This window comes from Mucilaginibacter sp. Mucisp73 (assembly GCF_059491465.1).
Map to the genome: position 1 here is coordinate 534,050 of NZ_CP168507.1, position 19,794 is coordinate 553,843.

Annotated in this window: 15 protein-coding genes, 5 tRNA genes and 1 pseudogene; all 21 read left to right on the forward strand. The window is 40.2% G+C overall.

What is annotated here, in order from left to right; translation table 11 throughout:
* Positions 1–207 precede the first annotated feature (207 nt).
* Complete coding sequence (rpsU, locus tag ACEN82_RS02340) at positions 208–399, forward strand: 30S ribosomal protein S21 (RefSeq protein WP_090528691.1); 192 nt, start codon at positions 208–210, stop codon at positions 397–399.
* 91 nt (positions 400–490) lie between these two features.
* On the forward strand, positions 491–1,402 hold the full coding sequence (locus ACEN82_RS02345; protein ID WP_413320274.1) for a tyrosine-type recombinase/integrase: 912 nt from the start codon (positions 491–493) through the stop codon (positions 1,400–1,402).
* Positions 1,403–1,414: 12 nt separating this feature from the next.
* Entirely contained in the window at positions 1,415–1,762 is a 348-nt protein-coding gene (gene hpf, locus ACEN82_RS02350; RefSeq protein WP_090528685.1) for a ribosome hibernation-promoting factor, HPF/YfiA family, read from the forward strand.
* Positions 1,763–2,003: 241 nt separating this feature from the next.
* Positions 2,004–2,076: transfer RNA gene (locus tag ACEN82_RS02355), tRNA-Thr, on the forward strand.
* A 65-nt stretch (positions 2,077–2,141) separates the two neighbouring features.
* Positions 2,142–2,222, forward strand: a tRNA-Tyr gene (locus ACEN82_RS02360).
* 146 nt (positions 2,223–2,368) lie between these two features.
* Positions 2,369–2,441, forward strand: a tRNA-Gly gene (locus ACEN82_RS02365).
* A gap of 96 nt (positions 2,442–2,537) precedes the next feature.
* Positions 2,538–2,609 (forward strand) — tRNA-Thr (locus ACEN82_RS02370).
* 58 nt (positions 2,610–2,667) lie between these two features.
* Positions 2,668–3,855, forward strand: a complete 1,188-nt coding sequence (gene tuf / locus ACEN82_RS02375; protein ID WP_090528682.1) for an elongation factor Tu — start codon at positions 2,668–2,670, stop codon at positions 3,853–3,855.
* 83 nt (positions 3,856–3,938) lie between these two features.
* A tRNA-Trp gene (locus ACEN82_RS02380) sits at positions 3,939–4,009 on the forward strand.
* 18 nt (positions 4,010–4,027) lie between these two features.
* The gene (gene secE, locus ACEN82_RS02385) at positions 4,028–4,222 is read left to right on the forward strand and encodes a preprotein translocase subunit SecE (RefSeq protein WP_090529653.1); all 195 of its coding nucleotides are present in this window, start codon (positions 4,028–4,030) and stop codon (positions 4,220–4,222) included.
* Positions 4,223–4,239: 17 nt separating this feature from the next.
* Positions 4,240–4,782, forward strand: coding sequence for a transcription termination/antitermination protein NusG (gene nusG, locus ACEN82_RS02390; RefSeq protein WP_090528679.1), 543 nt, complete (start codon positions 4,240–4,242; stop codon positions 4,780–4,782).
* A 195-nt stretch (positions 4,783–4,977) separates the two neighbouring features.
* Positions 4,978–5,418: a 50S ribosomal protein L11 gene (gene rplK, locus ACEN82_RS02395; RefSeq protein ID WP_090528676.1), complete on the forward strand. Its 441-nt coding sequence runs from the start codon at positions 4,978–4,980 to the stop codon at positions 5,416–5,418.
* Between the two features lie 28 nt (positions 5,419–5,446).
* Positions 5,447–6,145: a 50S ribosomal protein L1 gene (gene rplA / locus ACEN82_RS02400; protein ID WP_090528673.1), complete on the forward strand. Its 699-nt coding sequence runs from the start codon at positions 5,447–5,449 to the stop codon at positions 6,143–6,145.
* A 2-nt stretch (positions 6,146–6,147) separates the two neighbouring features.
* Positions 6,148–6,666 carry a 50S ribosomal protein L10 gene (gene rplJ, locus ACEN82_RS02405; RefSeq protein WP_090528670.1) on the forward strand — a complete coding sequence of 173 codons (519 nt, stop codon included), beginning with the start codon at positions 6,148–6,150 and terminating at the stop codon, positions 6,664–6,666.
* A gap of 64 nt (positions 6,667–6,730) precedes the next feature.
* Entirely contained in the window at positions 6,731–7,114 is a 384-nt protein-coding gene (rplL, locus tag ACEN82_RS02410; protein WP_022833154.1) for a 50S ribosomal protein L7/L12, read from the forward strand.
* Positions 7,115–7,307: 193 nt separating this feature from the next.
* Positions 7,308–11,111: a DNA-directed RNA polymerase subunit beta gene (gene rpoB, locus ACEN82_RS02415; protein ID WP_091213563.1), complete on the forward strand. Its 3,804-nt coding sequence runs from the start codon at positions 7,308–7,310 to the stop codon at positions 11,109–11,111.
* A gap of 145 nt (positions 11,112–11,256) precedes the next feature.
* Complete coding sequence (gene rpoC / locus ACEN82_RS02420) at positions 11,257–15,546, forward strand: DNA-directed RNA polymerase subunit beta' (RefSeq protein ID WP_090528664.1); 4,290 nt, start codon at positions 11,257–11,259, stop codon at positions 15,544–15,546.
* A gap of 225 nt (positions 15,547–15,771) precedes the next feature.
* Positions 15,772–16,083 (forward strand): DUF3467 domain-containing protein, encoded by a 312-nt coding sequence (locus ACEN82_RS02425; RefSeq protein ID WP_090528662.1) that lies wholly within the window; start codon positions 15,772–15,774, stop codon positions 16,081–16,083.
* Positions 16,084–16,285: 202 nt separating this feature from the next.
* A complete protein-coding gene (locus tag ACEN82_RS02430) occupies positions 16,286–18,340 on the forward strand; it encodes a right-handed parallel beta-helix repeat-containing protein (RefSeq protein WP_413320268.1) in 2,055 nt (684 codons plus the stop codon).
* A 137-nt stretch (positions 18,341–18,477) separates the two neighbouring features.
* A pseudogene (locus ACEN82_RS02435) lies at positions 18,478–18,786 on the forward strand (DUF3467 domain-containing protein).
* 162 nt (positions 18,787–18,948) lie between these two features.
* A complete protein-coding gene (locus ACEN82_RS02440; protein WP_413320266.1) occupies positions 18,949–19,788 on the forward strand; it encodes a polysaccharide biosynthesis/export family protein in 840 nt (279 codons plus the stop codon).
* The last annotated feature ends 6 nt before the right edge of the window (positions 19,789–19,794 follow it).

The following is a 19,794-nucleotide window of genomic DNA, read 5'->3' on the forward strand; positions in this document are numbered from 1 at the left end:
AAAGAATGTGAGTGTAAAGTTTGTTGAGAAAGTTAGATAAGTAGTTTTTATATTAAAAGATATAGTACTTTAATTCATCATACCATCGGTGCAATCATACTTCATCGGTGTAATCTTCAAATTAAAAAATAATTCCCGCTCTCTATTTGATATTCAAAACATTGTGGTTATCTTTGCCCTCCCTTGAAAGGAGGTATTTTAGGAATTATGATCATTATTAACGTAAAAGACGGCGAATCATTAGACAAAGCATTGAAACGCTTCAAAAAGAAATTCGAAAAAACAGGTGTTTTAAGAGAACTACGCAGTCGTCAGGCTTTCGAAAAAAAATCTGTAACCCGTCGTCATGTTGTTAAACATGCTATCTACAAACAGACTTTAAACCAGGAAACTGTTTAATTCTTTTTTGTTGAAAAGAATTAATTAATTTCTTGACACTATATTAAAACTATTTGTACATTCATAATCCCGGATGTATAAATAGTTTTTTATGTTTTTAGAGCGTTTTATCCAGTACATCAAGTATGAGAAGCGGTATTCAGTGCATACTGTTTCCGCATATCAGTCTGATCTGGATCAGTTTATGCGCTTTTTAAACAATCCCGGCGGTGCTGATCCCGCGCCCGAGCCGGTTATTACCCATCCATCGCAGGTAAGCTACCATGACGTCCGTAACTGGATGGTAGAGCTTATTGATCAAAAACTTACCGGCCGTTCGGTTAACCGCAAAATGGCCACATTGCGCAAATACTTTAAATTTTTATTGCAGGAAGGTGTTGTTGAAACCAACCCGGTATCAAGGGTACGGTCGCAAAAAGTTGCTAAAACGTTGCCCGTAGTGGTTGAAGATACGCGCCTCACAAAAATGTTAGATAGTGATGACATTTTTACAAATGATTTTCCAGGCTTGCGCGATAAGCTTGTTATTGAGCTGTTGTTTGGCACCGGCATACGCCTTGCCGAACTGTTAGGTATTAAGCAACAGGATATTAGCTTTGAGGGGGGAGTGGTAAAGGTACTGGGTAAGCGTAACAAAGAGCGCATTATCCCTATTAATAATGAGCTGAAGGCCCTGCTGCCCGAATATCTGGAGGTAAAGAAAAATCAAAATTTTGATAACAATTCATTCACATTAATCGTTACAAATAAAGGAGCCGATGCTTATCCGAAATTGATTTATTTAATAGTGCAAAAATACCTGTCTAACATATCAACCCAAAATAAACGGAGCCCACATGTGCTCAGGCACACCTTTGCAACCACTATGCTAAATAACGGGGCCGATTTAAATTCGATTAAAGAGCTTTTGGGGCACGCTAACCTGAGCGCAACCCAAATTTACACGCACAATTCAGTTGAAAGACTAAAATCTATTTATAAACTCGCCCATCCAAAGGCTTAAAAAGGAGGAAACATGAAAATTACAGTGCAGTCAATTCATTTCACCGCAGACAGGAAACTTTTAGATTTTATTCAGAAAAAAGCTGATAAGCTTGATACGTTTTACGACCATATTATTAGCGGTGAAGTTTACTTAAAGCTTGAGAATGTGGAAGATGAATGTAATAAGATAACGGAGATCAAATTATTGCTACCCGGAAATCAAATATTTGCAAAAGAGAAGTGTAAGAGTTTTGAGGAAGCTACCGACCTGGCGGTTGAAAGCCTGAGGAAGCAAATTGAAAAGCATAAACAAAAGAAGGCCCTTGCTGATGCTACAGCAAAAAAAGCTGTTTTAACGGCAGTTGAGGAGGGTTTTTAATATTATAAAAAGGCTTGTTTTAAGCGTAAATCGGCAGGTTTTTAGCCTGCCGATTTTTTTTGATAAAAAATTTTGACGTGGCGTTATTTTTTGTAGATTTGCAGTCCCTTTCGGGGAGGTATTTAACGCCTCGAAAAAAAGTTAAAATAGTTCTTTAAAATATCAAAAAGCTTATTACTTTTGCGCTCCGTTATCGAAAGCAACACAGCGTTTAGATAATGTAAAGGCAAAATAAATATAAGCCTCCTTAGCTCAGCTGGTAGAGCAACTGACTTGTAATCAGTAGGTCATTGGTTCGATCCCGATAGGAGGCTCAGTTTTTTTCGGATTGAGGTATTTAGCTTCAATTTTGGATATCGCAAATCCGGAAACAACTACCGGGGGGATACCAGAGCGGTCAAATGGGACGGACTGTAAATCCGTTGCTTCGGCTACGAAGGTTCGAATCCTTCTCCCCCCACTTATTAAGTAAGCAGTTTGTAGTTCGCAGTTAGCAGTTTTGTTAACCGAACTATAAACTGCTAACTTGATTAAAAGGGTTTGAGGAATGGGTGTCATTGAGCGGTTAAGCTGCTAATTGAAAACTGCAAACCGAAAGCTGAATAAGCGGAAGTAGCTCAGTTGGTAGAGCGATAGCCTTCCAAGCTATAGGTCGCGAGTTCGAACCTCGTCTTCCGCTCGGTTGGTTCATTAGTCGGTTAGTTCACTTGTTCATTGGTGGCAGCTGCAAAGATCAATGAACTAATAAACGAGTGAACCAATGAACAAAAAATAAGCCGACGTAGCTCAGTGGTAGAGCACTTCCTTGGTAAGGAAGAGGTCACGGGTTCAAATCCCGTTGTTGGCTCGGTGTTATAAAACATACATTAAAGTTAAAATTAACCTACAAAAATAATTTATAGATCATGGCAAAAGAAAAGTTTGACCGCAGTAAGCCGCACTTAAACATCGGTACAATCGGTCACGTTGACCACGGTAAAACAACCCTTACCGCAGCTATTACTAAAGTTTTGGCTGATGCAGGTTTATCAGAAGCTCGTTCATTTGATTCAATTGACTCGGCTCCTGAAGAAAAAGAACGTGGTATTACCATCAACACTGCCCACGTTGAATATTCAACAGCTAACCGTCACTATGCACACGTTGACTGTCCAGGTCACGCGGATTATGTGAAAAACATGGTTACTGGTGCTGCGCAAATGGACGGTGCAATCATCGTAGTTGCTGCAACTGATGGTCCGATGCCACAAACTCGTGAGCACATCCTGTTAGCTCGTCAGGTAGGTGTACCTGCACTTGTTGTTTTCATGAACAAAGTTGACATGGTTGATGATCCGGAATTATTAGAGTTAGTAGAAATGGAAGTTCGTGAATTATTATCGTTCTACGAATTCCCAGGTGATGATATTCCAGTTATCCAGGGTTCTGCATTAGGTGGCCTTAACGGCGATCCTACCTGGGTTGGTAAAATCATGGAATTGATGGATGCTGTAGATAGCTACATCCCAATCCCTCCACGTTTGACAGATCTTCCTTTCTTGATGCCTGTTGAAGACGTGTTCTCAATCACTGGTCGTGGTACTGTTGCTACCGGTCGTATTGAGCGTGGTGTAATCAACTCTGGTGAGCCTGTTGATATCCTGGGTATGGGTGCTGAGAACTTGAAATCAACCGTAACTGGTGTTGAGATGTTCCGCAAAATCCTTGACCGTGGTGAAGCTGGTGACAACGTAGGTTTATTGTTACGTGGTATTGAGAAAACTGATATCCGTCGTGGTATGGTTATCTGCAAACCAGGTTCAGTAACTCCTCACACCGATTTCAAAGCAGAAGTTTACGTATTATCAAAAGCAGAAGGTGGCCGTCACACTCCATTCTTCAACAAATACCGCCCGCAATTCTATTTCCGTACCACTGACGTTACTGGTGAGATTTCATTAGAACCAGGTGTAGAAATGGTTATGCCAGGTGATAACGTTACAATCACTGTAAAACTGATCAACGCTATCGCAATGGAAAAAGGCTTACGTTTCGCTATCCGTGAAGGTGGTCGTACCGTAGGTGCTGGTCAGGTAACTGAAATCTTGAAATAATAATATTTCAATAAAAAGGTTAATTTGAAAACATAAGTTTAGCCTTTAACGGCAAACTTATGTTTTCTTATTATAAATAACACACGGGAATAGTTCAACGGTAGAATAGAGGTCTCCAAAACCTTTGATCAGGGTTCGAATCCTTGTTCCCGTGCTTAAGCACAATATAAAAATGGCAGGCGTAGCTGAATATATTAAAGAGTCATACATCGAGTTAACCGAAAAGGTTACCTGGCCTACATGGCGCGAGCTTCAGAGCAGCGCTGTTTTGGTATTGGTTGCCGCTATAATTATTGCGCTGGTTATCTTAGGTATGGACCAGATCATTAATTATTTGCTTAAACTGTTTTACACATCACTAACATAATATCAGGGGAGACGGAGATGAGTGATCAATTGAAATGGTATGTAGTTAGGGCTATTAGTGGTAAGGAAAAGAAAGTTAAACAATACATAGATGCCGAAATTAGCCGTTTGGGCATTAGTCATTTGGTACCACAGGTATTAATACCTACCGAGAAGTATTACCAGATGCGTGATGGAAAGAAGATCGCGAAAGAGCGTAACTACTTTCCGGGCTATGTGCTTATGGAAGCCGTTTTAGATGGCGAAACTGAACACATCATTAAAAATATAAACAGTGTTATAGGTTTTCTGGGCGATAAAGCCGGAAACGCTATACCGCTTCGCCAGTCAGAAGTTAACCGGATTTTAGGTAAGGTTGACGAGATGAGCACACAGGGCGAAACCATGAATGTACCTTATTATGTTGGTGAGGCCGTTAAAGTTATGGACGGACCTTTCAACGGTTTCAGCGGCGTTATTGAAGAGGTTAACGAAGAGAAAAAGAAACTGAAAGTAATGGTAAAGATATTCGGGCGCCGTACGCCGCTTGAATTGAATTACATGCAGGTAGAGAAAGAATAGATTTGGGATGTTAGATATGAGATTTGAGAGTTTCCCTTTTCTTATATCGATCTTGAATAATTAATAATATAAAAAAGAAGCGGGTATTTAGCTTGGGAGTCTCATATCTCACATCTCAATACTCAAATCTAAAAATCTTAAATGTTACTTAGCTTCCACTTACTAACATTGAGTTTATAATTAAAGTAAATTAAAATGGCAAAAGAGATCGGTGCAATGGTTAAGCTGCAAGTTAAAGGCGGCGCCGCAAACCCATCACCACCAATTGGCCCTGCATTGGGTGCAAAAGGTGTGAACATCATGGAGTTTTGCAAACAATTTAATGCACGCACCCAGGACAAAGCTGGAAAAGTATTGCCTGTTTTGATTACTGTTTATGTTGACAAATCATTCGAATTTATCATCAAAACCCCTCCCGTTGCTATCCAGTTATTGGAAGCTACCGGTTTAAAGAGTGGTTCTGCTGAGCCTAACCGTAAAAAAGTTGCCAGTGTTAACTGGGAGCAGGTTGAGACTATAGCAAAAGATAAAATGGTTGACTTGAATGCATTCACAGTTGAATCGGCCATGAAAATGGTGGCAGGTACTGCCCGCAGCATGGGAATTACCGTATCAGGTACAGCTCCCTGGAATTAATTAATTTATACAAATCAGTTTAAAGACAGTGGCAAGATTAACAAAAAATCAAAAAGTGGCACTCTCCAAAATTGAGGCAAACAAATCGTACACATTACAGGATGCATCTGCATTGGTAAAGGAATTAACCCTTACTAAATTTGATTCATCAGTTGATATAGACGTTCGTTTAGGTGTTGACCCGCGTAAAGCCAATCAAATGGTACGTGGTATTGCAACATTACCTCATGGAACCGGTAAAACTGTACGTGTATTAGTGCTTTGTACTCCAGATAAGGAACAAGAAGCTAAAGATGCAGGTGCAGATTACGTAGGTTTGGATGATTATATTGCCAAGATTGAAGGCGGATGGACTGATGTTGATATTATCATTACTATGCCAAGTGTTATGGCGAAGGTAGGTCGTTTAGGTCGTATTTTAGGCCCGCGTAACCTTATGCCAAACCCTAAATCAGGTACAGTTACCCCAGAAGTTGGTAAAGCTGTAACTGAGGTAAAAGGTGGTAAAATCGATTTCAAGGTTGACAAAACCGGTATCATCCACACTTCAATAGGAAAAGCATCTTTCTCTGCAGATAAAATTTATGAGAATGCATTAGAAGTATTGCAAACAATCTCTAAATTAAAACCTTCTGCAGCAAAAGGAACATATTTCAAGAGCATTCATATCTCTTCAACTATGTCGCCTGGAATTACAGTTGAAACTAAATCAGTAGCGGGGATCTAATCATGAATAAAGAAGAAAAATACGACCTTGTTGTAGCCCTAACTGAGCAAATCAAAGAGTATGGTAATTTTTATATCACTGATACCTCTGATTTAACTGTAGCCAAGATCAACAACATCCGCCGTAAATGTTTCGAAAACGACATTACGATGCAAGTAACCAAAAATAGCTTGATCAAAAAAGCTATGGAAGCTGCAGGCGGCGATTTCAGCCCTATATATGATGTATTAAAAGGTTCATCATCAATCCTTTTCTCAAAGTCAGCAACTGCTCCGGCAAAGTTGATCAAACAATTAAGGAAAACAGGTGAAAAACCAATTTTAAAAGCAGCTTATATTGATTCGGCGGTATTTATCGGTGATAACCAGTTAGATACTTTAACCAAACTGAAATCAAAAGAACAACTGATCGGCGAGATAGTTGGCTTACTACAATCACCTGCCAAAAACGTACTTTCTGCACTACAATCAGGCGGAACTACAATTGCAGGCCTTGTAAAAACATTACAAGAAAGAGGTTAACGAACGCCTCACAAAAGTTCGACAATAACAAACAAAAAGCATTAAAAGTAAAAATTTAAATAAAATGGCGGATTTAAAAGCGTTTGCTGAACAGTTGGTAAACTTAACAGTAAAAGAAGTAAACGAATTAGCTCAAATATTAAAAGATGAGTATGGTATTGAGCCTGCTGCTGCTGCTGTAGCAGTTGCTGCTCCTGCTGCTGACGGTGGCGATGCTGCTCCAGCTGCTGCTGAGCAAACTGCATTTGACGTTATCCTGAAAGAAGCTGGTGGCGCTAAATTAGCAGTTGTTAAATTAGTAAAAGACTTAACTGGCCTTGGTTTGAAAGAAGCTAAAGATCTTGTTGACGGTGCACCAAAGGAACTTAAAACTGGTGTAACTAAAGAAGAAGCTGAATCTTTGAAAAAACAATTAGAAGAAGCCGGAGCAGTAGTTGAGGTTAAGTAATTTAACCTACTAAAATATAGCATCAAGACTCCGACCATAAACGGTCGGGGTCTATTGCTGTTTATAAAGGTTTTGAATTAGATGTGAGATATTAGATATGAGATTTGAGATTTTTCAAATCGCTATTTCATATCTCAGATCTCATGTCTCAAGTCTCACATCTACAAAAATTAATAACTAAAATTTAAATACCTTGGCAAACAATAATAATCAAAGAGTAAACTTTGCAACCAGTAGAAAGGTACTTGATTACCCTGATTTTCTGGATGTTCAGTTACAATCTTTCCAGGAATTTTTTCAATTGGAAACCACTTCCGACAACCGTTATAAAGAAGGGCTGTTTAAAGTGTTTGCCGAAAACTTTCCTATTTCAGATTCAAGAAACATCTTTGTCCTGGAGTTTCTTGACTACTTTATTGATCCGCCCCGTTATGATATACAAGAGTGTATCGAACGCGGATTAACTTACAGCGTACCATTAAAAGCCAAGCTTCGCCTGTCATGTAATGATGAGGAGCACGAAGATTTTGAAACAATTGTACAGGACGTGTACCTGGGTACTATCCCATACATGACGCCAAAAGGTACATTTGTTATTAATGGTGCCGAGCGTGTAATTGTATCACAGTTACACCGTTCGCCAGGTGTGTTCTTTGGTCAGAGCCGCCACACCAACGGTACAAAATTATACTCGGCCCGTGTTATTCCTTTCAAAGGTTCATGGATTGAGTTTGCTACAGACGTTAACAACGTAATGTATGCTTACATTGACCGTAAAAAGAAATTCCCGGTTACTACGTTACTTCGTGCCATTGGTTATGACTCTGATAAAGATATATTAGAGCTGTTTGAACTGGCCGACGAGGTTAAAGTAAGCAAATCAGGCCTTAAGAAATATATTGGCCGTAAGCTTGCTGCAAGGGTACTTAAAACATGGATCGAAGACTTTGTGGATGAAGATACCGGTGAGGTAGTTTCTATCCCTCGTAATGAGATCATCCTTGAGCGTGAAACCTTACTGGAAGACGACCATATTGATATGATCATCGACTCTGGTGTTAAAACCATCATCCTTAACAAGGAAGATGCTTCAACCAGCGGTGATTATACTATTATATACAATACCTTACAGAAAGATACTTCCAACTCTGAGAAGGAAGCGGTTGAACATATCTACCGCCAGTTACGTAACGCTGAACCACCTGATGAAGAAACAGCTCGTGGTATCATCGATCGTTTATTCTTTTCAGATAAAAGATATGACCTGGGTGATGTGGGCCGGTACCGCATCAACCGTAAATTAAAATTGAGCACTTCGGAAGAAACTAAGGTTTTAACCAAGCAGGATATTATCGCGATTGTTAAATACCTGATCAAATTAATCAACTCAAAAGCTGAGGTGGATGATATCGATCACTTATCAAACCGTCGTGTACGTACCGTTGGTGAGCAGCTTTATGCTCAGTTTGGTGTAGGTTTGGCACGTATGGCCCGTACCATTCGTGAGCGTATGAACATTCGTGATAACGAGGTGTTCACCCCAACCGACCTGATCAATGCACGTACATTATCATCTGTGATCAACTCGTTCTTCGGAACAAATCAGTTATCACAGTTTATGGACCAAACCAATCCACTGGCAGAGATCACGCACAAGCGTCGTCTGTCAGCCTTAGGCCCCGGCGGTCTGTCGCGTGAGCGTGCAGGTTTCGAGGTTCGTGACGTTCACTACACCCACTACGGTAGGTTGTGTACTATCGAAACTCCCGAAGGCCCGAACATTGGTTTGATTTCATCACTATGCGTACACGCCAAGATCAACAACTTAGGCTTTATCGAAACTCCGTACAAACGTGTAGTTGAAGGTAAAGTTATGGTTGATGAGCCGGTTATCTATTTATCTGCTGAAGATGAAGACGGTAAAACTATTGGCCAGGCAAACGCGGTATATGATGACAAAGGTGAGTTTGAATTGCCACGTGTAAAAGCACGTTTCGAGGGTGACTTCCCGGTTATCGAGCCGGAGCGTCTGGATTTGATGGACATCGCTCCAAACCAGATTACTTCAATTGCGGCTTCGCTGATTCCGTTCTTAGAGCATGATGATGCCAACCGTGCATTGATGGGTTCAAACATGCAACGCCAGGCCGTACCATTGTTGCGCCCTGAAGCGCCAATTGTTGGTACTGGTTTGGAAGGTCGTGTTGCAAAAGACTCCCGTACCTTGATCAACGCCGAAGGCGATGGTGTGGTTGAGTACGTTGATGCTAACGAAATCCGTATTAAATATGACCGTAACGAACTTGATCGTTTGATCTCGTTTGAAGGAGATAGCAAAAGCTACCGCTTAACCAAGTTTAAGAAAACCAACCAAAGCACCACCATGAACCTTAAGCCTATTGTTAAAAAAGGCCAGAGGGTTGAAAAAGGTGAAGTACTTTGCGAAGGTTACGCTACTCAGAATGGCGAGCTTGCATTGGGCCGTAACCTTAAAGTAGCGTTCATGCCTTGGCAGGGATATAACTTTGAGGATGCGATTGTAATCTCTGAGCGTGTTGTTTCACAAGATATCTTTACTTCAATCCACGTTGAAGAGTTCGAGCTTGAAGTTCGTGATACTAAACGTGGTGAGGAAGAGTTAACACCAGATATCCCTAACGTATCAGAAGAAGCTACTAAAGACCTTGATGAAGACGGTATCATCCGTGTAGGCGCCGAGGTTAAAGAAGGCGACATCCTGATTGGTAAGATCACCCCTAAAGGTGAATCAGACCCATCACCGGAAGAAAAACTGTTACGCGCTATCTTCGGTGATAAAGCCGGCGACGTTAAAGATGCTTCATTGAAAACCCCGCCGTCAATTGCCGGCGTTGTTATCGATACCAAATTATTCTCTCGCGCTAAAAAGACTTCAAAAGCTGAAGAAAAAGCACAGTTAGAGAAATTGGATAACAAGCATGATAAAGCTGTAAAAGATCTGAAAAATACCTTGATCGACAAGTTATTTGAGATTGTTAACGGTAAAACTTCGCAAGGTGTTTATAACGTTTATAAAGAGTTACAGGTTCCTAAAGGTGTTAAATTCACTCAAAAAATATTAGTTGAGCTTAATTACGATAACATTAACCCAACTAAATGGACTACTGATGACGATAAAAACGATCAGATCAAGATCCTTCTTCATAACTTCAACATTAAGTACAATGAAGAGTTGGGTGCTTACCGTCGTGATAAATTCGCTATCAGTGTGGGTGATGAGCTTCCATCAGGCATCGTGCAAATGGCTAAAGTTTATATCGCTAAAAAGCGTAAGCTTAAAGTAGGTGATAAAATGGCGGGTCGTCACGGTAACAAAGGTATCGTTGCACGTATTGTACGTGACGAAGACATGCCTTTCCTTGAAGACGGAACACCGGTTGATATTGTGTTGAACCCACTGGGTGTACCTTCACGTATGAACTTGGGCCAGATCTATGAAACCGTATTAGGCTGGGCCGGTAAAGAGCTTGGTGTTAAATTTGCTACTCCAATCTTCGACGGTGCAAGCCACGAAGAAGTGGAAGAGTGGATTAAGAAAGCCAACTTACCTGAATCAGGCCGTACTTATTTATACAATGGTTTAACAGGTGATCGTTTTGATCAGCAAACTACTGTAGGTATTATCTACATGCTGAAATTAGGTCACATGGTTGATGATAAGATGCACGCCCGTTCAATCGGTCCGTACTCATTGATCACTCAGCAACCATTAGGTGGTAAAGCACAATTCGGCGGTCAGCGTTTTGGTGAGATGGAGGTTTGGGCACTGGAAGCATTTGGTGCATCAAACATTCTGCAGGAGATATTAACCGTTAAATCGGATGATGTTATCGGCCGTGCCAAAACATATGAGGCTATTGTTAAAGGTGAAAACCTGCCAACGCCATCAGTTCCTGAATCATTCAACGTATTGGTTCACGAGTTACGCGGCTTAGGTTTGGATATCACCTTAGAATAAGGTAAAAGGATAAAGGTGAAAGGTAAAAGGTTATTTCCCTTGCCTTTCACCCTTTAAAAGTCATTAGATAACAGGAGAAGGAATCGGCAGAAAAGGAAAACCTTTCGCCCTTCGCCTTTCACCTTTAACCTACAAAAAAAGAGATATGTCTTACAAAAAGGATAATAAAATCAAAAGTAACTTTACCACCATTACCATCAGTTTAGCCTCTCCAGAGTCTATCCTTGAGCGTTCAAGCGGTGAAGTTTTAAAGCCGGAAACCATTAACTACCGTACTTACAAACCTGAGCGTGATGGTTTGTTCTGCGAGCGTATTTTTGGTCCGGTTAAGGATTATGAGTGCCATTGCGGTAAATACAAACGTATCCGTTACAAAGGTATCGTGTGCGACCGTTGCGGTGTTGAAGTAACCGAAAAGAAAGTGCGTCGTGAGCGTATGGGCCACATCAACCTGGTGGTGCCTGTTGCACACATCTGGTACTTCCGCTCATTGCCAAACAAAATTGGTTATTTATTAGGCTTGCCTACAAAAAGGCTCGACCTTATTATATACTACGAGCGTTACGTAGTTATCCAACCGGGTATTAAAGAAGCAGACGGAATCAATAAAATGGATTTCCTTACTGAAGAAGAATACCTTGACGTATTGGATACCCTTCCAAAGGAAAACCAGTACCTTGACGACAAAGATCCTCAGAAATTTGTTGCCAAAATGGGTGCCGAGGCTTTGGAAGAGTTATTAAAACGCCTTGACCTTGATGAATTATCATTCAGCCTGCGTCACCAGGCAGCCAACGAAACTTCTCAGCAACGTAAAAACGAAGCATTAAAACGCTTGCAGGTTGTTGAAGCTTTCCGTGATGCAAAAACCAGGATCGAGAATAACCCTGAGTGGATGATCGTTAAGATTGTTCCGGTTATCCCGCCTGAGCTGCGTCCGTTGGTACCACTGGAAGGTGGCCGTTTCGCTACTTCAGATTTGAACGACCTTTACCGTCGTGTTATTATCCGTAACAATCGTTTAAAACGTTTGATTGAGATTAAAGCACCAGAGGTGATTTTACGTAACGAAAAACGTATGTTGCAGGAAGCTGTGGATTCGTTATTCGATAACTCACGTAAAGTTAACGCGGTAAAAACTGAAGGTAACCGTGCTTTAAAATCACTTTCAGACATCCTGAAAGGTAAGCAAGGCCGTTTCCGTCAAAACTTATTAGGTAAACGTGTGGATTACTCTGCCCGTTCGGTAATTGTTGTAGGTCCTAACCTTAAATTACACGAGTGCGGTTTACCAAAAGATATGGCTGCCGAGCTGTTTAAACCATTTATCATCCGTAAAATGATTGAGCGTGGTGTGGTTAAAACAGTAAAATCTGCCAAAAAAATTGTTGACCGTAAAGACCCATTAGTTTGGGATATTTTGGAAAACGTATTGAAGGGACACCCTGTATTACTAAACCGTGCGCCTACGCTGCACAGGTTAGGTATCCAGTCGTTCCAGCCAAAACTGGTTGAAGGTAAAGCGATCCAATTGCACCCATTAACCTGTACAGCATTCAACGCGGATTTTGACGGTGACCAGATGGCCGTTCACGTACCACTTGGTAACGCGGCAATTTTGGAAGCCCAAATCCTGATGCTTGCTTCGCACAACATCCTTAACCCTGCTAATGGTACGCCTATTACTGTACCATCTCAGGACATGGTGCTTGGTTTGTACTACATAACCAAAGGCCGTAAAACTGATGAAACACGTGTGGTTAAAGGACAAGGTTTAACTTTTTACTCTGCAGAAGAAGTAATTATCGCTTATAACGAGAAAAAACTTGATCTGCATGCGTTTATTAAAGTTAAAGCTTTAGTTAAAGAGCGCGATGGCAAAATCGTAAACAAAATTATTGATACCACTGTAGGCCGTGTGTTGTTTAACCAGCATGTACCAACCGAGGTAGGTTATATCAATGAACTGCTTACCAAAAAATCACTTCGTGATATCATTGGTGAAGTAGTAAAAATCACCGGTATGGCGCGTGCTGCCCAGTTCCTTGACGATATTAAGGAATTAGGATTTAAAATGGCGTTCCAGGGTGGTTTATCATTTAACCTGAAGGATATCAATATCCCTGCAGAAAAAGTAACCCTGATTGATACTGCTTCTAAACAGGTTGACGAGGTGATGAACAACTATAACATGGGTTTCATTACCAACAACGAGCGCTACAACCAGATCATCGATATCTGGACACGTATCAACAACCGCTTAACTGCTAACGTGATGGACATCCTGAGCAACGATAACCAGGGCTTCAACTCTGTTTACATGATGCTTGACTCAGGTGCCCGTGGTTCTAAAGAGCAGATCCGTCAGCTTGCAGGTATGCGTGGTTTGATGGCGAAACCTCAAAAATCAGGTTCAGGTGGTGAGATCATCGAAAACCCGATCCTTTCAAACTTTAAAGAAGGTTTGTCGGTATTGGAGTACTTCATCTCTACCCACGGTGCCCGTAAAGGTTTGGCGGATACGGCGTTGAAAACAGCGGATGCTGGTTACTTAACACGTAGGTTGCATGACGTTGCCCAGGATATGATTGTTGGTGAGGTTGATTGCGGTACTTTAAGAGGTATCTACACAACTGCACTGAAAGATAACGAGGACATTGTTGAGCCATTATATGATCGTATTTTAGGTCGTACCACTTTACATGATGTTCATGACCCTATCACTAACGAACTGTTAGCAGTAGCTGGCCAGGACATTACCGAAGAGGTAGCTAAAAAGATCGAGAATTCTCCGTTAGAAGGTATCGAGATCCGTTCGGTATTAACCTGCGAAAGCAAACGTGGTGTATGTGCATTGTGCTACGGCCGTAACCTTGCAAGCGGTAAACGCGTGCAAAAAGGCGAGGCTGTTGGTGTAATTGCTGCACAGTCAATCGGTGAGCCGGGTACACAGTTAACACTTCGTACATTCCACGTGGGTGGTACCGCGTCAAACATCGCTGCTGAATCTCAGATCAACGCTAAGTTTGATGGTATCATTGAGTTTGAGAACGTACGTACCGTTACTTATGAAACTGCCGAAGACGGCGCTGTTGATGTGGTATTAGGCCGTTCGGGCGAGTTCCGTATTATCGAAGCCGGAAGCAATAAAGTAATTGTTACTAATAATATTCCATACGGTTCATACCTGTATGTAAAAGATGGCAGCAAGATCACCAAAGGCGACCGTATCTGTTCATGGGATCCGTACAACGCAGTAATTATCTCTGAATTTGCGGGTATTGCTCAGTTTGACGCTGTATTGGAAGGCATCACTTTCCGGGAAGAAAGTGACGAACAAACCGGTCACCGCGAAAAAGTGATCATCGATACCAGGGATAAAACAAAAAACCCTGCTATCCAGATCACAGATAATAAAGGTAACATCATTAAAGGATACAACATTCCGGTAGGTGCACACATCGCTGTTGATGAAGGCGATAGGCTACAAACTGGTCAGGTTATTGCTAAAATCCCACGTTCAACCGGTAAAACGCGAGATATTACAGGTGGTTTACCACGTGTAACCGAGTTATTTGAAGCACGTAACCCTTCAAACCCTGCTGTAGTGACTGAAATTGATGGTGTGGTAACTTTAGGTGGTGTTAAACGTGGTAATCGCGAAATCACCATCGAGTCGAAGGACGGCCAGGTTAAAAAATACCTTGTACCGCTTTCAAAACACATCCTTGTACAGGATAATGACTTTGTTAAAGCCGGTATGCCATTGTCTGACGGTTCAATTTCACCTTCAGATATCCTTGCTATCAAAGGCCCTGCCGCAGTACAAGAGTACCTTGTTAATGGTATCCAGGAAGTTTACCGCTTACAGGGTGTGAAGATCAATGATAAGCACTTTGAGGTTATCGTTCACCAGATGATGCAGAAAGTTCAGATCGAAGACGCGGGCGATACCCGTTTCTTAGAACGTGAAGCTGTTGACGGCTGGGATTTTATGAACGAGAACGATGAGATTTATGACAAGAAAGTTGTTGTTGATCCAGGCGATTCAACTACATTGAAAGCTGGTCAGATAGTTTCATTACGCCGCTTACGCGATGAAAACTCGGTATTGAAACGCCGCGACCTTAAATTGGTTGAGGTACGTGACGCAATCCCTGCAACGTCAAGTCCGATACTGCAAGGTATCACCAGGGCATCATTGGGTACCAAGTCGTTTATCTCGGCAGCGTCGTTCCAGGAAACTACCAAAGTACTGAACGAAGCAGCTATCGCAGGTAAAAAAGATAATATGCTTGGCCTGAAAGAAAACGTTATTGTAGGTCACTTAATACCTTCAGGTACCGGTTTACGCGAGTATGAAAATATCCGTGTAGGCTCACAGGAAGAATTTGACCGCCTGATGGCTTCGAAAGCAGAAGAGTTGGAAGCTTAATTTTCAATTGTTTAAATATTTTATTGAGCCTCCCGGTTTCCGGGAGGCTTTTTTTATAACTTTTTTTAAAATTGTTAAAACAAAGGTAAAACATCTCTGTTCTACGTTCGACCTTGCGCAAGGTCACAATGGGGTTGATCCATGTTATCGAAAGTAAAACAAGGCTCAATAATCACCTCAAAAAAAGGCTGTTTATGGAGAACGTCTTTTTGTTATTTTAGTAGCATGGAAGAACAAAATGAAAATCAGCTCAACATTGAGCTTTCAGAAGAAATTGCAGAAGGTATCTACTCAAACCTGGCTATCATTACTCATTCAAACTCTGAGTTTGTATTGGATTTTATCCGGGTAATGCCAGGCGTACCCAAAGCCAGGGTAAAATCGCGGATCATATTAACCCCCGAGCATGCCAAACGCCTTCTTTCGGCCCTGGAAGATAACATTGAAAAGTATGAAGCCATTAACGGCCGCATCAAAGTACAGCCTGATCATCCAGGTTTCCCTATGAATTTTGGCGGTACAATGGGGCAAGCATAATTGATAATATTATATTAAAATGCCATTTTGTGAGTTTCATTAAAAAACAATAAAATCGTGTTGGCGAAAATAGTTTATTAAATTTCTAAAGTTATTTAGCGCGGTATTTATAAGTATACGGTTATAGGAAAATAAATTTCTTCACACGTTATTCATTTTTATTGGATAGCTTTCTCTCGATCCATCATCATCAAATAGCCATATGAAAATCATGCATAAACTAGATGCTTTATTAATAAAGGGGAAAATAACTCTTATTGGTAGTTTATTGTTTGTTTCGTCATTACTAAGTTGGAGCTTTGTTTTGAACAGTGACGCTCTTCAAGGTAATGGGACAACATATTATATCGATGCAAAAAATGGTAATGATAGCAATAACGGGACATCAATCACGCAGGCGTGGAGAAGCATACGTAAAATAAACGCCGTGCGGTTGATTTCTGGAGATCAGGTGCTTTTGAAAAGAGGATGCAGTTGGAATGAGCAACTTACTCCTATGGGCAATGGTAGTGTAGCTAAACCAATTATTATTGCTGATTACGGAATTGGATCGTTACCTGAAGTAACTGGTTTTGAAGTATTGAAAGCCTGGCGTTCAAGGGGTGGAGGAGTTTGGGCAAGTGAATGCCCGTCATGTAGTGCTGGTGTAAATATGGTTGTGCTTAATAATGTTGTACAAGGTATCGGACGTTATCCTAATATGAATGCACCTAATGGAGGGTATTTAACAATTGACTCACATAATGGAAATTCAATAAGTGATAATGGTTTAAGTGGTTCACAGGATTGGACAGGTGCTGAAATTGTGATACGTAAAAACCACTGGATAATTGACCGTAACTCTATCTTATCGCAAAGCGGTAATTCTATTTCGTATAAGTCGGCTTCCAATTATCCGGCAGTTGATAAATTTGGTTTCTTCGTTCAAAACAGTGCTAAAACTCTCGACAAAGCGGGCGAATGGTATTTTGATCCTACCGCAAAAAAGATGCTGATGTTTTTTGGGAACAATGATCCTAATAATATGGATATCAAAGTGAGCACCAAAGCATCATTGTTATCAATAACAAAGATAAGCAATATCGTTGTTAATAATATTGCGTTCACCGGATCTAACAAAAATACAATATTTGTAAACGGCGCAAATAATGTAAGCCTAACCAATATCTCAATTAACTATTCAGGCGGTAATGCGGTTACAATCGTTAACACGCACGGACTTGTTATATCAGGTTCAACTATTAAAAATACCAACAACAACGCGATACTTAGTCGGTTTAACTGCGACAGCATTAACATTAATCACAATGTTATTAAGAATACCGGAACGATACCAGGCATGGGCGAAAGTGGCGACGGTAGTTATTCTGGCATCCTGATCAAGGGAGCCGGCAATGTTGTATCAAATAACGAAATTGATAGCACAGGTTATAACCCGATCGCATTTCAGGGAGATATAATTGTTAAAAATAATGTTATAGACTATTTTAATTTTGTAAAAGATGATGGCGGAGGGATTTATACAGGTGATTCAAACAATAATATTCAGCTTAACGGGACAAGGCAAATTATAGGTAATCTTGTTTTTAATGGAGTAAATGCCAGGCCGGGTACTGAACCGGAACGCTACGCTGCCAGCAGTTCAGCTCCGTGGCCTTCGTGTGGTATTTATATGGATGATAATACAAAAAATGTGATCATATCGGGTAATACAGTGGCTCATAACAACGGCGCCGGTATTTTCATCCATAATGCATATAATATTACAGTTAAAGATAACACGGCTTATGATAATTTTGAACAATTGCTATTTTCTTATAGTTTCAACTTTGCTGATGAGATTGCTAAAAACAATAAAGTGTCCAACAATATATTCGTATCAGGCGACCGGAGTAAATACGTAGCTGATTTCAGATCAAATAAGGGTAGTGTAGCAGTAAATAAAATTGGGGCGTTCCGCTCCAATGTATATATGCCCAAACCGGGGCAAAAAGAATTAAATATACAATCTTCGTTTGTTGGTGTTCCTTTGACTTCATCAGGTGATATGTCCAACTGGAAATCTGATTATGATAGCAAAAATGATTCTAGTTTTCAAAAAGTATCAATGCCATCGGCTGTGCGCTTTGAGTGTAACCGTAGTGATAAACCCAAAGTGATTATACTGGATGGTGTTTATCAGGATGTTAAAAAGAATATATATTCAAAAAAAATAACACTGCAGCCGTTTACCTCTATACTACTTTCAAAAAAATAGTTTATCTGCTTCTTAAAATCTATATCGATTTTTTTAAAAACAAAATCTTTATTTTGACTGTTTAAAAAGCCTACCTTTCATAAAGCAATAAGGTGAGCCCGATAAATTGCTTTTAGTTTTAAAAAAATAGATAGCATATGAATGAAGAACAGATTGAAAGCCAATTAAGTATCGAGTTATCAGAGGAAATTGCCAACGGAGTGTATTCAAATTTGGCTATAATACCCATTCAAACTCAGAATTTGTTAATGATTTTATACGCGTAAATGCCTGGTACTCCTAAAGCCAAAGTAAAATCGCGAATTATTTTAACGCCAGAACATGCTAAACGGTTGATTTCGGCAATTTAGGACAATATTGAAAAATTTGAAGCAGTTAACAGTAAAATCAAGAACGGTAAAAACGGATACGATTTTCCGATAAATTTTGGCGGTACCGTTGGTTAAGCTTAAATTTTGATAATGATACTAAAAACGGCTTCTTGTTAAAAAAAAGTTACGTCAGTACTATTTTTTTAAGAAAGTTGATAATTTATCATTGATATTTTGAAAAAAGTATATATATTGCACCAGCTTAGATACCTACTTTAGATATGAAAACTTAATTCTATGAGAAGAAAACACTTATTAAATCTTTTTATCATTTCACTAATTCTTTTCGGTACTTCCAGTATTTTTTCCTGCTCCTCTCAAAAAAAAATAAAGTATTTTCAAGATATTCCGGATTCGGGTCAGCTCAAAACTATTCCTGCAGCTGCATATACAGAACCTAAAGTGCAGGTTGATGACATATTGTCTGTAGTAGTTCAAACCATTGATCCGCTTTCTACACAAATTATAAACACTGGTAATATTAATCCGTCGTCCTCAACAACGCCTAATCAACCACTATCTTCAATAACTGCGGCATCAGCAGGAGCTGGTCAGCAATCTGGAATTGCTGGTTATCTTGTTGATAAGGAGGGTAATATTGATATTCCCATTTTAGGAAAGATACAAGTTGTAGGGCATACTACTTCTGAATTAAAAACTATTATACATGATGTAGCTTCCAAGTATTACAATAACCCAACTGTGATTGTAAGGTATGCTAATTTTAAAATAAGTGTAACCGGGGAAGTTTTAAAGCCGGGGGTTTATATTCTTCCAAATGAGAAAGTAAGTCTGTTGGATGCAATTGCTATGGCTGGCGATCTTACCATTTTTGGTAAAAGAGATAATATTTTGTTGATCCGCGAAAATTTGGACGGTACTAAAACCCCTTACAGGGTTAATTTAAAGAAGAGTGATATTATGTCATCTCCATATTTTTATCTGCGACAGAATGATGTGATCTATGTCCAACCGGATGTGGCCAAATCAGCTGCCACGGATGCCGCCCAAGCTCGAAACTATACCATCATTGGATCTCTTTTATCTGTATTAGTAATCTATCTTACAAGGAAATAATTATTT

Coding starts and splice junctions, on each gene's coding strand:
- tuf (WP_090528682.1), top strand. CDS start 2,668: ATGGCAAAAGAAAAGTTTGACCGCAGTAAGCCGCACTTAAACATCGGT.
- rplJ (WP_090528670.1), top strand. CDS start 6,148: ATGAATAAAGAAGAAAAATACGACCTTGTTGTAGCCCTAACTGAGCAA.
- ACEN82_RS02345 (WP_413320274.1), top strand. CDS start 491: ATGTTTTTAGAGCGTTTTATCCAGTACATCAAGTATGAGAAGCGGTAT.
- rplL (WP_022833154.1), top strand. CDS start 6,731: ATGGCGGATTTAAAAGCGTTTGCTGAACAGTTGGTAAACTTAACAGTA.
- secE (WP_090529653.1), top strand. CDS start 4,028: ATGGCAGGCGTAGCTGAATATATTAAAGAGTCATACATCGAGTTAACC.
- rpsU (WP_090528691.1), top strand. CDS start 208: ATGATCATTATTAACGTAAAAGACGGCGAATCATTAGACAAAGCATTG.
- hpf (WP_090528685.1), top strand. CDS start 1,415: ATGAAAATTACAGTGCAGTCAATTCATTTCACCGCAGACAGGAAACTT.
- ACEN82_RS02440 (WP_413320266.1), top strand. CDS start 18,949: ATGAGAAGAAAACACTTATTAAATCTTTTTATCATTTCACTAATTCTT.
- ACEN82_RS02425 (WP_090528662.1), top strand. CDS start 15,772: ATGGAAGAACAAAATGAAAATCAGCTCAACATTGAGCTTTCAGAAGAA.
- ACEN82_RS02430 (WP_413320268.1), top strand. CDS start 16,286: ATGAAAATCATGCATAAACTAGATGCTTTATTAATAAAGGGGAAAATA.
- rpoC (WP_090528664.1), top strand. CDS start 11,257: ATGTCTTACAAAAAGGATAATAAAATCAAAAGTAACTTTACCACCATT.
- rplK (WP_090528676.1), top strand. CDS start 4,978: ATGGCAAAAGAGATCGGTGCAATGGTTAAGCTGCAAGTTAAAGGCGGC.
- nusG (WP_090528679.1), top strand. CDS start 4,240: ATGAGTGATCAATTGAAATGGTATGTAGTTAGGGCTATTAGTGGTAAG.